The sequence below is a fragment of the Streptomyces sp. MRC013 genome, from assembly GCF_023614235.1.
Classification (GTDB): domain Bacteria; phylum Actinomycetota; class Actinomycetes; order Streptomycetales; family Streptomycetaceae; genus Streptomyces.
Genome location: NZ_CP094264.1, coordinates 5,041,158 through 5,054,336, shown reverse-complemented (window position 1 = coordinate 5,054,336; position 13,179 = coordinate 5,041,158). Strand labels below are relative to the sequence as shown.

The 13,179-nt window shown below is 76.1% G+C and carries 11 protein-coding genes, 2 pseudogenes and 1 riboswitch; of the genes and pseudogenes, 9 read left to right on the top strand and 4 right to left on the bottom strand.

The features are described from left to right. Positions 1 to 3: 3 nt before the first annotated feature. A riboswitch (cyclic di-AMP (ydaO/yuaA leader) is annotated at positions 4 to 154 on the bottom strand. 952 nt (positions 155 to 1,106) lie between these two features. Beyond that, on the top strand, positions 1,107 to 1,850 hold the full coding sequence (locus tag LUW75_RS22975; protein WP_250337309.1) for a vanadium-dependent haloperoxidase: 744 nt from the start codon (positions 1,107 to 1,109) through the stop codon (positions 1,848 to 1,850). Between the two features lie 438 nt (positions 1,851 to 2,288). On the opposite strand, the gene LUW75_RS22970 is transcribed toward LUW75_RS22975, so the two are convergent. The 3 genes from LUW75_RS22970 to LUW75_RS22960 all read right to left on the bottom strand — a co-directional run bounded on the left by LUW75_RS22970 (position 2,289) and on the right by LUW75_RS22960 (position 3,652). Further along, a complete protein-coding gene (locus tag LUW75_RS22970) occupies positions 2,289 to 2,687 on the bottom strand; it encodes a DUF2267 domain-containing protein (RefSeq protein ID WP_250337308.1) in 399 nt (132 codons plus the stop codon). Positions 2,688 to 2,746: 59 nt separating this feature from the next. Then, complete coding sequence (locus LUW75_RS22965; protein WP_250337307.1) at positions 2,747 to 3,142, bottom strand: DUF2267 domain-containing protein; 396 nt, start codon at positions 3,140 to 3,142, stop codon at positions 2,747 to 2,749. Positions 3,143 to 3,211: 69 nt separating this feature from the next. Beyond that, complete coding sequence (locus LUW75_RS22960) at positions 3,212 to 3,652, bottom strand: Hsp20/alpha crystallin family protein (RefSeq protein ID WP_250337306.1); 441 nt, start codon at positions 3,650 to 3,652, stop codon at positions 3,212 to 3,214. Between the two features lie 134 nt (positions 3,653 to 3,786). On the opposite strand from LUW75_RS22960, the gene LUW75_RS22955 reads away from it, so the two are divergent. The 8 genes and pseudogenes from LUW75_RS22955 to LUW75_RS22925 all read left to right on the top strand — a co-directional run bounded on the left by LUW75_RS22955 (position 3,787) and on the right by LUW75_RS22925 (position 11,143). Further along, a complete protein-coding gene (locus tag LUW75_RS22955) occupies positions 3,787 to 4,473 on the top strand; it encodes a type III effector protein (RefSeq protein WP_250337305.1) in 687 nt (228 codons plus the stop codon). 107 nt (positions 4,474 to 4,580) lie between these two features. Next, positions 4,581 to 4,718, top strand: a pseudogene (locus LUW75_RS24790) (DnaJ domain-containing protein); the annotation flags it as partial. Between the two features lie 304 nt (positions 4,719 to 5,022). Beyond that, a complete protein-coding gene (locus LUW75_RS22950) occupies positions 5,023 to 5,235 on the top strand; it encodes a hypothetical protein (protein ID WP_250337304.1) in 213 nt (70 codons plus the stop codon). 419 nt (positions 5,236 to 5,654) lie between these two features. Then, positions 5,655 to 7,025: an ABC transporter substrate-binding protein gene (locus LUW75_RS22945; protein ID WP_250337303.1), complete on the top strand. Its 1,371-nt coding sequence runs from the start codon at positions 5,655 to 5,657 to the stop codon at positions 7,023 to 7,025. 14 nt (positions 7,026 to 7,039) lie between these two features. Next, positions 7,040 to 7,963 carry a carbohydrate ABC transporter permease gene (locus LUW75_RS22940; RefSeq protein ID WP_284453885.1) on the top strand — a complete coding sequence of 308 codons (924 nt, stop codon included), beginning with the start codon at positions 7,040 to 7,042 and terminating at the stop codon, positions 7,961 to 7,963. After that, complete coding sequence (locus LUW75_RS22935; protein WP_250337302.1) at positions 7,963 to 8,796, top strand: carbohydrate ABC transporter permease; 834 nt, start codon at positions 7,963 to 7,965, stop codon at positions 8,794 to 8,796. The genes LUW75_RS22940 and LUW75_RS22935 overlap by 1 nt, the downstream gene beginning before the upstream one ends. A 55-nt stretch (positions 8,797 to 8,851) precedes the next feature. After that, positions 8,852 to 10,048 carry an ABC transporter ATP-binding protein gene (locus LUW75_RS22930; protein ID WP_250337301.1) on the top strand — a complete coding sequence of 399 codons (1,197 nt, stop codon included), beginning with the start codon at positions 8,852 to 8,854 and terminating at the stop codon, positions 10,046 to 10,048. A gap of 366 nt (positions 10,049 to 10,414) precedes the next feature. Further along, a complete protein-coding gene (locus LUW75_RS22925) occupies positions 10,415 to 11,143 on the top strand; it encodes a polyamine aminopropyltransferase (RefSeq protein WP_250337300.1) in 729 nt (242 codons plus the stop codon). A gap of 78 nt (positions 11,144 to 11,221) precedes the next feature. Here the strand turns inward: LUW75_RS22925 and LUW75_RS22920 are convergent. Continuing rightward, positions 11,222 to 12,711, bottom strand: a pseudogene (locus tag LUW75_RS22920) (alpha/beta fold hydrolase). Positions 12,712 to 13,179: the final 468 nt, after the last annotated feature.

Here is a 13,179-nt window from a genome sequence, read left to right as displayed (position 1 = left end):
GGGCGTTCCTCTCCGGCGCCTGCGAGGTGAGCTGTCGGGTTCGGGCGGGAGATGCCCGGCCGCGGTCGCCCGCGACTTCACCCCTAGCCGTTCCGGACGCCGGATCGGCGGCTTACCTGGTTCCCCCGCTCCTGCCGGACGCGGATATGTGAGTTCCGGGGTCCGGAAGGCGGCAGGATTCGGCGTTCCCTCCGGAATGACGGTGACCGTAAACGAAACCCGCCGGGTGGAACAAGACCCGGAATTCTCTTCGGTGATCCATTGCGGACCCGTGGGACGGTGAATTCCGCTTGACGGTGCGAAGTACGGGGAATTCCGCCTCCCGTCGCCGTGACCGACGTCACGGGCCGCGCCCCTCCCGCGGACTCCGCACCGCCTTCCCGAACGCCGCAAATGAGTAATATTTCAGCAATTGCCTTTATTCGCACTAAACGGGCACCGGCCCTTCGGCCGGATCCGTTCGGGTGGCCGGGGCGGCCGGGGCGGCGAGGGCGCTTGCGCCGCCCGCCGGGACGTCGAAAGTAGGGAAAAACCATCTAAACAGGGGAGAAACATGCAAAAGACACAGACGAGACCGTCACCACGCCGGACCCTCGCGGCCGCGGCCGCGTTGCTGGGACTGACGGCGGTCGCGGCGGTCCCCGCGCCGACGGTGCGGGCGCCGCGCTCCTCCCCTGCCGCCGCCTCCGGCTCCGTCATCGCCGACTGGGCGCGGCTGACGGCGGACATCATCGACCCCGGGGGCCGCCTGACCCCGCCGGAGGAGGCGGTCTGGCACGCCTTCGTCTCGGCGGGCATGTACAACGCGGTGGTCGGGATCGAGGGCCGGTACGAGCCGTACCGCTGGAACGCGCGGGGCCCCCGCGCCGCGTCGTCCACGGCGGCGGCGGCCGCCGCCGCCCACGGCGTGCTGCTGCACTACTTCCCGGAGACGGAGGACCGGTTGAGGGCCGCCTACGCCGACTCGCTCGCCGCGGTCCCCGACGGGCCGGCGGAGAGGGCCGGCGTGGCGTTCGGCCGTCGCGCGGCCGAACGCGTCATCGCACTGCGGAAGGACGACGGCCGCGGCGCCCCGGTCGCCTTCCCGGCGCCTCCCCGCCCCCGGGGTGTGGCGCCCCACGCCCCCCGGGCACCACCCCTTCACCGCCGCGTGGCTGGCGCGGCTGCGTCCGCTGCTCGTCGACCGCCCCGACCGGTTCCGCCCCGGCCCGCCGCCCGCGCTGACATCCGCCCGGTACGCCGCCGACCTGAACGAGGTGAAGGCGTACGGCGCGAAGGACAGCCCGGTGCGGAGCCCTTCGCAGACCGACACGGCGCAGTTCTTCACCAAACTCGACCTGCAGGGCGCCCTCGCCGACCGCGCCGCCCGGGACGGCCTCGACCTGGTCGACACGGCCCGGCTGTTCGCCGCCGTGAACACCGTCCAGGCCGACGCCGTGATCGCCGCCTGGGACGCCAAGCTGCACTACGGCACCTGGCGGCCCGTCACCGCCATCCGCGAGGCCGACCACGACGGCAACCCGCTCACCGAGGCCGATCCCGGGTGGGAGCCGTTCCTCCAGACCCCCGCGCACCCCGACTACCTCAGCGGCCACACCACCACCGCCGGCGCCCTGACCCGGACGCTGACGCTGTTGTCCGGCGACTCCCACCTCGACCTGCGCATCACCTCGGTCCTCGCCGGGAAGACCCGGTACTACGACTCCGCCCGCGCCTACAACCGCGACTGCGTGGGCGCCCGCACCTGGGCGGGCATCCACACCCGCACGGCGAACACGGTCGGCACCCGCACGGGCGAGCGGGTGGCCGCTTGGGCGCTCGCCCGCAACTTCCGCCCGCTGGACGACTGACCGCCGGGCGGGACGTCCCGCCCGGCGAGGCCCCGGAGCACGCCGCCGAACGCGCCCCGGCGGCCCCGGCGGCCCCAGGGGTCCCGCGAGTCCCGACAGAAAACGGCCCGGACGGCGCTCCCGCGCCGACGCGGCGCACGCCGGGCGTCCGGGCTCACCGGCGGGCCCGCCGGGGCGGCGGCGCCGGTCGGCGCGGCCCGGGGGCGGGTCGGGCGGCGAGGCCCTGGAGTCCGGTGGGATGGATCCGGTGGGGCGGACCCGGTGGGTGGTCACACGGCGCCGGGTCCGCGCCCGGCCCCGCCTTCCCGCTCCCGCTTCTCCCGCCCGCCGCCCCGCGCCGTGCGCCCGCGGTGGCGGTCCCGCGTACGCACGGCGCCCCCAGCACCTCCTTCGCCTCCCACCGGACGTCCCGCGCGGGAGACGGGCGGTGACGGACCGTCAGGCGGCGGGGGCCAGTTCGGCCAGACCGAACAGGAGCGCGTAGCCGCGGGGCAGGCCGGCGAGGATCCGCCGGGTGAGGGCGTCGCCCGCCTCGTCGGCGACGACGGTCAGGACCGTGGAGGTGGCCCAGCGGGCCTCGGCGGGGGTGAACGGCGCGAGGGCGCGGGCGACGCGGTCGACGAACCCGGGCGCGGTGACGGGCTCCGTGACCGGGACCTGGGCGGCGAGCAGGGCGCCGGCCTCGGCGGGCAGGACCCGTACCAGTTCGCAGCGTTCGTCGCCGACGACGTGGCCGCCCAGTACGGTCAGCACGGCTCGCAGGACGCGTTCCGCCTCCGCGTCGGAGTCGTAGCGGCCGGCGGTGCGGATGCGGTCCACGAGTTCCTGCCACGTCATGCTGGAAAGCCTTTCCTCCCCGGTCGCGCCCGCGGGCGACCGCGTGTCGTCGGTGGTGGTCAGGCCGCCCGCGGGCGGCCGAAGAGAAGGTCGTACCCCGGAGGGAGCTGCAGCAGGACGCGGCGCGTGAGGTCCTCGCCCGCCGCGTCGGCGACGACGCTCAGCACGGCGCCGACGTCCCACTTGGCGGTCTCCTCGGTGGCTCCCTCGATCCACGCCGCGGTGGCGCGGGTGAAACGCTCCGGGGAGAGGGGTTCGGCGGCCTGGAGGGGGTTGAGGAGGATCACCTCGAAGGTCTCCGGAAGTCCGGCGGCCAGTTCGGCCCGCACCTCACCCACCAGGTGCGCGCCGAGCAGCGCCAGGACGACCCTGGCGGCGCGCTCCGCCTCGTGCGGCGACGCGTACTCGCCGCGCTCCCGGACGGAGTCCAGGAACGACTCCCATCTCATCCGCATCGCACGCCCCTTCCGGCCTGCGGACGGGGGCGGGGCACCGCCCCCGTCCGCGCTGTGAGCGGACTCCGGTCAGCTGCCGATTTCCCTGCGCGAACCGTCGCCGGTGGCGCTGATGGCGATCTTGCGCGGCTTGGCGCGCTCGGCGATCGGGATCCGCAGGGTCAGCACGCCCGCGTCGTAGTCGCCCTTGATGTTCTCCACGTCGAGGGTGTCGGCCAGCATCACCTGGCGGGAGAAGACGCCCAGGGGGCGTTCGGAGAGCTCCATCTGCACGTTCTCGGTCTTCGCCTGCGGCCTGCGCTCGGCCCTCACCGTCAGCATGTTCCGCTCGACGTCGACGTCGATGGCGTCCGGGTCCACGCCGGGCAGGTCCAGGGCGATCACGTACTCGTCGCCCTCGCGGTACGCGTCCATCGGCATCGCCGTGGGCCGCGTCCACGTCCCGGACGTACCGAGGAGCCTCTGGGCGATCCGGTCGATCTCCTGGAACGGATCGGTGCGCATCAACATCGTGAAACACCTCCACTGGTTCGGACACTCCATGCCAATGCGTTCACCTGTCTCCCGTTGTAACATGTCATCGAAACGATGACAACCTCTCCCGTCATCCGAACGATGACTTCTCGTCCCGTGGAGGAGGCTCCGTGAGCGAAGCCGAGCAGCCGGCGCCCCACGTACCGGCCCCCGGCTCCTTCGTCGCCGCCGCGGCCGCGCTGAGCACGATCGACGAGGCGATCCGCACGGCGCACGGCACCCCGGTGGACGGAGGGCGGACCGGTCCGGGGTCCCCGTCGCCGGGCGCGGAGGACGCCCTCGCGGCACTGCTGCTGCTCCGGGAGGTGCGGCGGCGGCTGGCGGACTGGGAGCCCGCGCTCATCGAGACGGCCCGCACGGCCGGCGCCAGCTGGGCCGACCTCGCCGGCCCGCTCGGTGTGGCCAGCCGGCAGGCGGCGGAGCGCCGGTACCTGCGTCTGCGGCCGGGCGGCGGCCGCGGCGCGACGGGCGACCAGCGGGTCAAGGCGACCCGCGACCGGCGGGCCGCCGACCGGTCGGTGAGCGCGTGGGCCCGGCGCAACGCCGCGGACCTGCGGCAGCTCGCCGGGCAGATCACCGCGCTCGACGATCTCGCCCGGCAGGCCCGGTCGCCGATCGGCCGGATCGCCGAGGCGCTCGCCGGCGACGACGCGGCCGGCCTCATCGGCCCGCTCGCCGACGCCGGCCCGCACCTGCGGGGCCGGTACCCGGAGCTGGCCGCGCGGGTCGAGGACGTGGCGCGGCGGACGGACGAGCTGCGCCGGGCCAGCGACCACGACCGGCGCTCCCTCGGCTGACAGCGAGGATGTGACGTGGTGACGCTGCTGGTGGGTCTGACCCCTCGGCTGACCGACGTCCGGCGCGGACCCGGCCGGGGAGGGGCGCCCGCACCGACCCCTGCGAGGTGACGACGGTGACGACGGAACGGGACGACGGCGGTGTCCGGCACGACCCCTACGCGGTGCTGGGGGTGGCGCCCGCGGCGTCGGCCGAGCAGATCGCCTCCGCCTACCGGCGGCTCGTCCGCGCGCTGCACCCGGACGGCTCCCCGGACGGGACGAGGCCGGCCGCCGGGCGGCCGCCGGGCGGTTCGCCGCGGTGGTCGCCGCGTACGGGGTGCTGCGCGACCCGGCGCGGCGCGCGGCGTACGACGCCGGCCGCCGCGCGCACGACGCCCGGCCGCGAACCGGCCCGGCCGCACCGGCCGGGTCCTGCCGGCGGGATCCGGCCCGCGGCGGCGGACTGCTGTGGGTGGGCCCGGTCCGCGTACGGCCACCGCGCTGAGGCCCGGACGGGCCGCGGCCGCAGGATGCCGCGGTGGCGCCCTCCTCGTCGGCACGGCCCTGGTGGCCACCCTGGACCACAGGGTCCAGCTCCTCGCGGCCGGTGTGCTCGGCCTGACGGCGGCCGCGCTGCTCGCGGTCACCGGCCGCCCCCGCCCCCTCCCGCCCGCCGGGACGGGCGCGGGCCACCGGCCCCAGGAAGCCGGCGCCGCGAAGACGGGACGAGCGGGCGGGACGATCCGGGGCGGGCAGGCCCGCCCGTCCCCCCTCCCGTAGGAGGCGGCTCTCCGGCGGCACGTGGCCGCCGGCCCGCGCGGCGAAGCGTGCGCTTCCCGCGAGGGCCGTCCTCGCACCGGCCGCCGGCGGACGGCCGTGACCGGCACCCGGTGCCGGGCCCGTGGTCCCGGGCCGGTCCCTCCCGCCGACCGGCCCGCACGGGCAGCGCCCCCGGCACCCCTTCACGGACCGAAGACGTGCGCGGCCCGGTGAACCCGGCCGAACGACCGGACGAGAGGACGGTGCGGCTCGGCGGCATGCCGGGGCACCCCGTGCGCATGGTCCGCTTCCGCTCCACGCCCCGGTGCGGGGCCGGCGGGCGGGGACCGGCCGGGAGGCGTCGGCCACTCGGGTGGCCGTGCGCCCCGGCCGCCTGTGCCGCGCGTCCGGGGCCGCCGCCGGGGCCTACCGTCGGCCCCATGTCAGGAGAGGTCCGGGAAGACACCGCCCGGCGCCGGCCGGGACGGGCCGCCGGGCGCGGCACCGGGGCGGTCGCGAGGCGCCGCGCGCCGGGCCGGGGGCGCGGGCGCGGCGCGGTACGCGGACTGCGGGTCCTGCTGGCGCTGTCGCTGTCGGTCCTGCCGCTGGCCGCCTGCGGTTCCGACGGGCGGACCGGCCCCCCGGTCCTGAACTGGTACAACTTCCCCGACGACTCCGGGGCGCTGGACGCCGCGGCACGCAACTGCACCCGCGCGTCGGACGGCCGCTACCGGATCGTGTACCACAAGCTGCCGCGCACCGCCGACGGGCAGCGGCAGCAACTGGTGCGCAGGCTGGCGGCCGAGGACTCCTCCATCGACGTCATGGGCCTGGACGTCACCTGGGCCGCCGAGTTCGCCGAGGCGGGCTGGATCCGGCCGTGGACCGGCGAGGCGCGCCGCCGCGCCGAGCGGGGCACGCTCCGGGTGCCGCTCCAGACCGGCATGTGGAAGGACCGGCTGTACGCGGTCCCGTACACCACCAACACACAGCTGCTCTGGTACCGCGCCGACCTCGTCGACGAGCCGCCGCGCACCTGGGCGGAGATGCTGGCCGCCGCCCGTAGGCTGGCCGCCGAGGGCAGACCGCACCTCGTCGAGGTCCAGGGCGCCCAGTACGAGGGCCTGACGGTGTGGTTCAACACGCTCGTGGCCAGCGCGGGCGGCTCCGTCCTCGACGCCGCGGCGACCGCCCCCTCGCTGGGGCGGCCGGCGGTCCGGGCGGCCACGATCATGCGGGACCTCGCCAGGTCCCCGGCGGCCGACCCGTCGCTGCCGAACCAGATGGAGGACCAGAACCGGCTCGCGATGGAGTCCGGGCGGGCGGCGTTCCAGTTGAACTACCCCTTCGTCCACCCGTCGATGAAGGCCAACAACCCGCGGCTGTTCGAGCACCTGCGCTGGGCCCCGTACCCGAGGGTGGACGCCTCGCGGCCCGCCAGGCCGACGATCGGCGGGAACGACCTCGCGGTCGGCGCGTACTCCCGCCACCCCCGGCAGGCGTTCGAGGCGGCGCTGTGCCTGCGCAACCGGGAGAACCAGATCGCGGCGGCCGTGGACGGCGGACTGCCGCCGACGCTGCGGGAGCTGTACTCCGACGAGGGGTTCGTGCGGAGCTACCCGTTCGCCGGCGCCATCCGCCGGGCGCTGGAGAACGCGAGCGTCCGCCCCCGCACCCCCGCCTACCAGAACGTGTCCATCGTCATCGCCCACGCCCTCTCCCCGCCCTCGGCGATCGACCCCCGCCGGTCCGTGGAGACCATCGGGGACCAGATCGAGGACGCCCTCCAGTCGAAGGGGCTGATCCCGTGAGGCGCGCGGCGGCGGTGGGGACCGGGGGCGGCGCGGCGGCGGGGCGGGGGGCGCGGCCCTCCGGGGGCGCGCGGCAGGAGCGCCGGCTCGGCTGGCTGCTGTGCGCGCCCGCCGTGCTGGTGATGGCCGCCGTGACCGCCTACCCCGTCGGCCACGCGGTCTACCTGTCGCTGCAACGCTACGACCTGCGCTTCCCCGGGCGGGCGGAGTTCGTGGGGCTGGACAACTACGCGGCGGTGCTGTCGTCGCCGTTCTGGTGGGAGGCGTTCGGGGTGACGCTGTTCATCACCGTCGTGTCCGTCACGGTCGAGCTGGTGCTCGGGATGGCGCTGGCGGTGGTGATGCACCGCACCGTCGTCGGGCGCGGCACGGTCCGCACGGCGGTCCTCGTCCCGTACGGCATCGTCACCGTCGTCGCCGCGTTCTCCTGGCAGTACGCCTGGACGCCAGGCACCGGCTACCTCGCCGCGCTGCTGCCGGCCGGCGAGGCGCCGCTGACGGAGCGGTGGCCGGCGCTGGGCCTGATCATCCTGGCGGAGGTGTGGAAGACGACGCCGTTCATGGCGCTGCTCCTGCTCGCCGGGCTGGCGCTGGTGCCGGAGGAGACGCTGCGGGCGGCGATGGTGGACGGGGCGGGCGGGTGGCAGCGGTTCACGCGGGTGACGCTGCCGCTGATGAAGCCGGCGATCCTGGTGGCGCTGCTGTTCCGCACCCTGGACGCGTTCCGCGTCTTCGACACCGTCTTCGTGCTGACGGCGGGCGCGCACGGCACCGGTTCGGTGTCGATCCTCGGCTACGACAACCTCTTCACCGCGCTCAACCTCGGCATCGGGTCGGCGGTCTCCGTACTGATCTTCCTGTGCGTGGCGCTGATCGCCTTCGCGTTCGTCAGACTGTTCGGGGCGGCCGCCCCCGGAGCCGGGGAGGGCGTCCGCTGATGGCGCGCACGGGGAAGCGGAACGCGGCCGGGTGGACGGTCGCCAACGTCGTCGTCGTGGCGTACGCGCTGTTCCCGGTGTGGTGGATCGCGGCGCTGTCCTTCAAGGACCCGTCGACGCTCACGGACGGCAGGCTCGTACCGGCGAAGTGGACGTGGGACAACTACCGGGGGATCTTCGAGACGTCGGAGTTCACCCGGGCGCTGGTCAACTCGATCGGCATCGCGCTGATCGCCACGGTGATCGCCGTGGTGCTGGGCACGATGGCCGCGTACGCGGTGGCCCGGCTGCGCTTCCCCGGCAAGCGGCTGCTGATCGGGCTGTCGCTGCTGATCGCGATGTTCCCGCCGATCTCGCTGGTGTCGCCGCTGTTCGACATCGAGCGGGCGCTGGGGCTGTTCGACACCTGGCCCGGGCTGATCCTGCCGTACATGACCTTCTCGCTGCCGCTGGCGATCTACACCCTGTCGGCGTTCTTCCGGGAGATCCCGTGGGACCTGGAGAAAGCGGCGAAGGTCGACGGGGCGACGCCCGCACAGGCGTTCCGGCTGGTGATCGCGCCGCTGGCGGCGCCCGGGGTGTTCACGACGGCGATCCTGGTCTTCATCTTCTGCTGGAACGACTTCCTCTTCGCGATCTCCCTCACCTCGACGCAGTCGGCGCGCACCGTGCCGGCGGCGATCGCGTTCTTCACCGGCAGCAGCCAGTTCCAGGAGCCGACCGGTTCGATCGCCGCCGCCGCGATGGTGATCACCGTGCCGATCGTCGTCTTCGTGCTGCTGTTCCAGCGGCGCATCGTCGCCGGGCTGACCTCGGGGGCCGTCAAGGGCTGACCGGCGGCCCGCCCGACCCCCTCCCCTACGGCACCCCCTCCAAGGAGCACCCACCGTGGCCGAGATCGTTCTCGAGGGCATCACCAAGAGGTACCCGGACGGCGCCGTGGCCGTGCGGGACGTCGACCTGACCGTCGCCGACGGGGAGTTCGTCATCCTGGTGGGGCCCTCCGGGTGCGGCAAGTCCACGACCCTCAACATGATCGCGGGCCTGGAGGACATCACCGAGGGCACGCTCCGCATCGGCGGGCGGGTCGTCAACGACAAGCCGCCGAAGGACCGCGACATCGCCATGGTCTTCCAGAGCTACGCCCTCTACCCGCACATGAGCGTGCGGGAGAACATGGGCTTCGCGCTGCGCCTGGCGAAGACCGACGGGGCGGTGATCCGGGAGAAGGTCGAGGAGGCCGCCCGCATCCTCGACCTCACCGAGCACCTGGACCGCAAGCCGGCGAACCTGTCGGGCGGCCAGCGGCAGCGCGTCGCCATGGGCCGCGCCATCGTCCGCAACCCCAAGGCGTTCCTGATGGACGAGCCGCTGTCCAACCTGGACGCGAAGCTGCGCGTGCAGATGCGCACCCAGATCTCCCGGCTCCAGCAGCGGCTGGGCACGACGACCGTGTACGTGACGCACGACCAGACCGAGGCGATGACGCTCGGGGACCGCGTGGTGGTGATGCGCGGCGGCGTCGTCCAGCAGGTGGGCACGCCCCAGCACCTGTACGAACAGCCGCGGAACCTGTTCGTGGCCGGCTTCATCGGATCGCCCGCGATGAACTTCCTGCACGCCGTGGTGGAGGGGGGTCTGCTGCGCACCGCGGTCGGGGAGGTGCCGCTGGACGCGGAGACGCGCCGGCGGCTGGAGCGGGCCGGGGCGCCGCGGGACCTGATCGTGGGCCTGCGGCCGGAGGCGTTCGAGGACGCGGCGCTGGTCGACCCGGACCTGCCGGGCGCCCGGTTCACGGCGACGGTGGACGTCGTGGAGTCCCTGGGCTCCGACGTGTACGCGCACTTCACGGAGGAGGGCTGGGAGCCCGCGTCGAGCGAGGACCTCGCGGAGCTGGCGGCGGACTCCGGGGCCTCGGAGGCGGGGGGCGGCGGGCACCGGATCACCACCCGGCTCGGCACGGCGACCCGGGTGCGCGAGGGCGGCCGGGCGGAGCTGTACGTCGACACGTCGGGCATGCACGTCTTCGATCCGCGCTCCGGTGCCAACCTCGCCCTCCGCGAGACCGCCGGGGACGGCCGCTGAGCGGCGGGGCGGCACGGCGCGGTACGGCTGGGCCGGGCGGCCCGGCGGGGTCCCCGTCCCGGCGGGGCGAGGCGGGGGCCCCCGTTCCGGCGGGATCGGGCGGTGCGGCACGACCCGGCACGGTGGTGCGGCCCGGCGGCTCGGTCCGGCCCGGACCACGCGGTACGGCCCGGCCCGTACCCGACCGCACCGGTCCGTCCGCCCGGCCCCGGCCCGGATCGGACGGGACCCGTCAGGGCCTGTCGGACCTGTCGGGACCTGTCGGGAAGGCGTCGGCCCGGACCGGCCGATGGAGCCGGGCCGGGCCGGGTCCTCCTCACGGCGTGGTGACCGGGACCGGGCGGACCGTCCGGTAGCGTCCGGCGGGTGAGCGTGCGATTCCAGGAGCTCGACTGGCGTCCGACCCCGATCGGCGAGATCAGCCTGCGGCGCCGCCGCGACCCGGCGTCGGGCGCGGACGTGTACGAGGTGAAGCTCGACGACGCGTACCTGATGTCGAGCCTCTTCACCGAGGGCGAGGTGGCGCTCGCCCGGCTCGGGCTCGCCGCGCTGCCGGACACCGCGGCCCCGTTGGACGTCGCGGTGGGCGGCTTGGGCCTCGGGTACACCGCGCGGGCGGCGCTGGACGACGCGCGGGTGGGGTCCCTGGTGGTCGTGGAGGCGCTGGCGGAGGTCGTCGAGTGGCACCGGCGGCGGCTCGTCCCGCTCGGCGCGGCGCTGACGGGCGACCCCCGGTGCCGTTTCGTGCACGGCGACTTCTTCGCGCTCGCCGCGGACCCCGGCGGCCTGGACCCCCGGCGGCCCGGGCGCCGCTTCCACGCCGTCCTCCTGGATGTGGACCACTCGCCGCGCCACGTGCTGCACCCGCGGCACGCGGCGCTCTACCGACCCGCCGGGCTGCGGGCCCTCGCCGGGCACCTGAGACCCGGCGGGGTCTTCGCCCTGTGGTCGGACGACCCGCCGGACGGGGCCTTCACCGCCGCGCTCGCCGAGGTGTTCGCGGAGGCGGAGGCCCACGTGGTGGCCTTCCCCAACCCCCTCCGGGGCGGCACGGCGGCGAACACCGTGTACGTGGCGCGCGCCGCGCTCCGTTAGGACCGGCTCCCCGCCGGGGCGCCCCCTCGCCGGGCGGGGCGCCCCCTCCGTCCGCGTCCGGCGGCGTGCCCCCGCGCCTCACGTGCTCCGCAGGTGGCCGAGGACCGCGCGGACGGCCCGTTCCACGGCCCCGCGGGCCGCGTCCGTGCGGTCGACGGTCTCGAAGCCGTGGTGCGCGCCGGGCACCTCCACCACCTCGACGGCCGCCTCCGAGCCGGCCGCGGCGGCGAGGAACTCCTCGACGGTCGCCGCGACGTCGGGCCGCTCCCGCTCCACGCGGGTCACCACCAGCGGCAGCCGGCCGGCCGTGCGGACCGCGTCGGCGGGCCGGAAGGACGACCCGGTCATCCCCCAGCCGGGCATCGGCACGAGCACCGGGTAGGTCGCGGCCACGCAGCGCAGCCACGGCGGCGGTGAGGCGAGCCACGGCGCGGACAGCAGTCCTCCCGCGGAGAAGAACCACAGCGCGATCCGGTCGGCGTCGACGCGCGGGTCCGCCCGTACCAGGGCGACGGCCTCGGCCACGTCCTCGGCGGCCCGGGGGTAGTCGGCGAGGTCGTGCAGCCGGTGGTCGAGGATGGCGCCGACGGCGCCCCGGCCCGCGACGTACCCGCCGTAGCCGGTGAACGCGGGCCAGTCGCGCGGGGTCGGGCGCGCTCCGGGGGCACGGGCCCGCCGTGCACGAACAGCACGGCGGGCAGGGGGCGCTCCGGGTCGGCGCCGTCGGGGAGGTACAGGTCGACGCGGCCGTGCCGTTCGCGGTGCCGCTCGGGTACGTCCAGCAGGAACGGCCGCAGGTGCGGCGGCGGTTCGGTCCCGGCGGGGGTCAGCCGGCGGCCGCCGCCCGCGGCGGCGTCGAGCAGGGCGGCCGCGAGCTCCCGGGGCGCCGACAGCATCGGCCAGTGCCCGGTGGCGAGCTCGAAGAACGTCACGCGGCGGGCGGCGAGCTCCCGGAGGCGGGGGTCCCCCAGGTCCGCGAGCCCCTGGACCGTGTCGATCCCCGGCCCGTTGGCACTGCAGAGCACCCCGGTCGCCGGCACCTCCGCGGCCGCGCCGGCCAGCCGGAGAGGCGCGGTCAGGGTGCGCGGCGGCTGCGGCACTGCGAGCCGGGTGAGCCGCTCCAGGGCGCCGGCGGACACGCCTTCGGTGCTGCCCCAGCGGTTCCACGCGCCGGGCGTGGCGGGCGGCTCCACCGGCTCGTCCCCGGCGTCCGGCCGCAGCAGCCGCTCGCGCACCGCCTCGTCGGGGACCAGCCTCAGCGCCGGGTCCCCGTTCCGGGGCATGCCCGCGTCGAGGTGGACGATCCGGGCGGTCCGCGCGGGGCGCAGGTCGGCGGCGCCGAGCACGGGGTGGATGCCGTAGCCGTGCCCGACGAGCACGACCTCCGCCGCGGCGGCCCCGTCGACGAGCCCCGCCACGTGCCGGACGTGCGCGTCCAGGTCGGTGCCGGAATCCGCCGGAAGCGTCGCCGTGTGCACCTCCGCGCCCGCCCCCCGCAGCAGATCCGCCACCTCGTCCCAGATCCACCCGCCGGTGAAGACCTCTCCCACCAGTACGAACGCCGTCATGGGTCCTCCTCGCTCCCGCTTCGTGCAGCACCGCACGCTAGGAGCTCCCCGGGGGAGATTCAAGGAGCCGTCGCGGAGACGGCGCCCGGGCCGGCGGGAACCGGGCCCCGACCGCGCCTCCGGTCCGCGGGGCGGGCCGCTCGGCGCGGTCCTCCCGAGGGCGGGGCGCCACGCGGCAGGTACCTCGCGTCGCGTCGTGCGCCGCGGTGCGTCCGGCGGGGAGAGAGGCAGGACACTGCCGGACCGCCCCCGGGGGCGGTCCGCTTCCGGGGGCCGGCGGCCACCCGCGGGGCAGCCCGGAGGCCCCGCGCCAGCAGGTCGGGGCGGCCGGGGCGGCGGCCGAGACGGCGGCCCGGGGGCCGGACGGCCCGGTAGGCCTGCGGCCGGGCCGGCCGAAGCCCCCGCCGGGCCCCCCGCCGGGCCTCCCGCCGGTGGCGGCCGGCGTACGGATCGGCCCGGCCTCCCCCT

What these genes read in the sequence shown, in the direction of transcription:
- LUW75_RS22960 (WP_250337306.1), bottom strand. Translation starts at nt 3,652, where the DNA reads ATGTTGATGCGCACCGATCCGTTCCAGGAGATCGACCGGATCGCCCAG.
- LUW75_RS22970 (WP_250337308.1), bottom strand. Translation starts at nt 2,687, where the DNA reads ATGACGTGGCAGGAACTCGTGGACCGCATCCGCACCGCCGGCCGCTAC.
- LUW75_RS22935 (WP_250337302.1), top strand. Translation starts at nt 7,963, where the DNA reads ATGGCGCGCACGGGGAAGCGGAACGCGGCCGGGTGGACGGTCGCCAAC.
- LUW75_RS22945 (WP_250337303.1), top strand. Translation starts at nt 5,655, where the DNA reads ATGTCAGGAGAGGTCCGGGAAGACACCGCCCGGCGCCGGCCGGGACGG.
- LUW75_RS22965 (WP_250337307.1), bottom strand. Translation starts at nt 3,142, where the DNA reads ATGCGGATGAGATGGGAGTCGTTCCTGGACTCCGTCCGGGAGCGCGGC.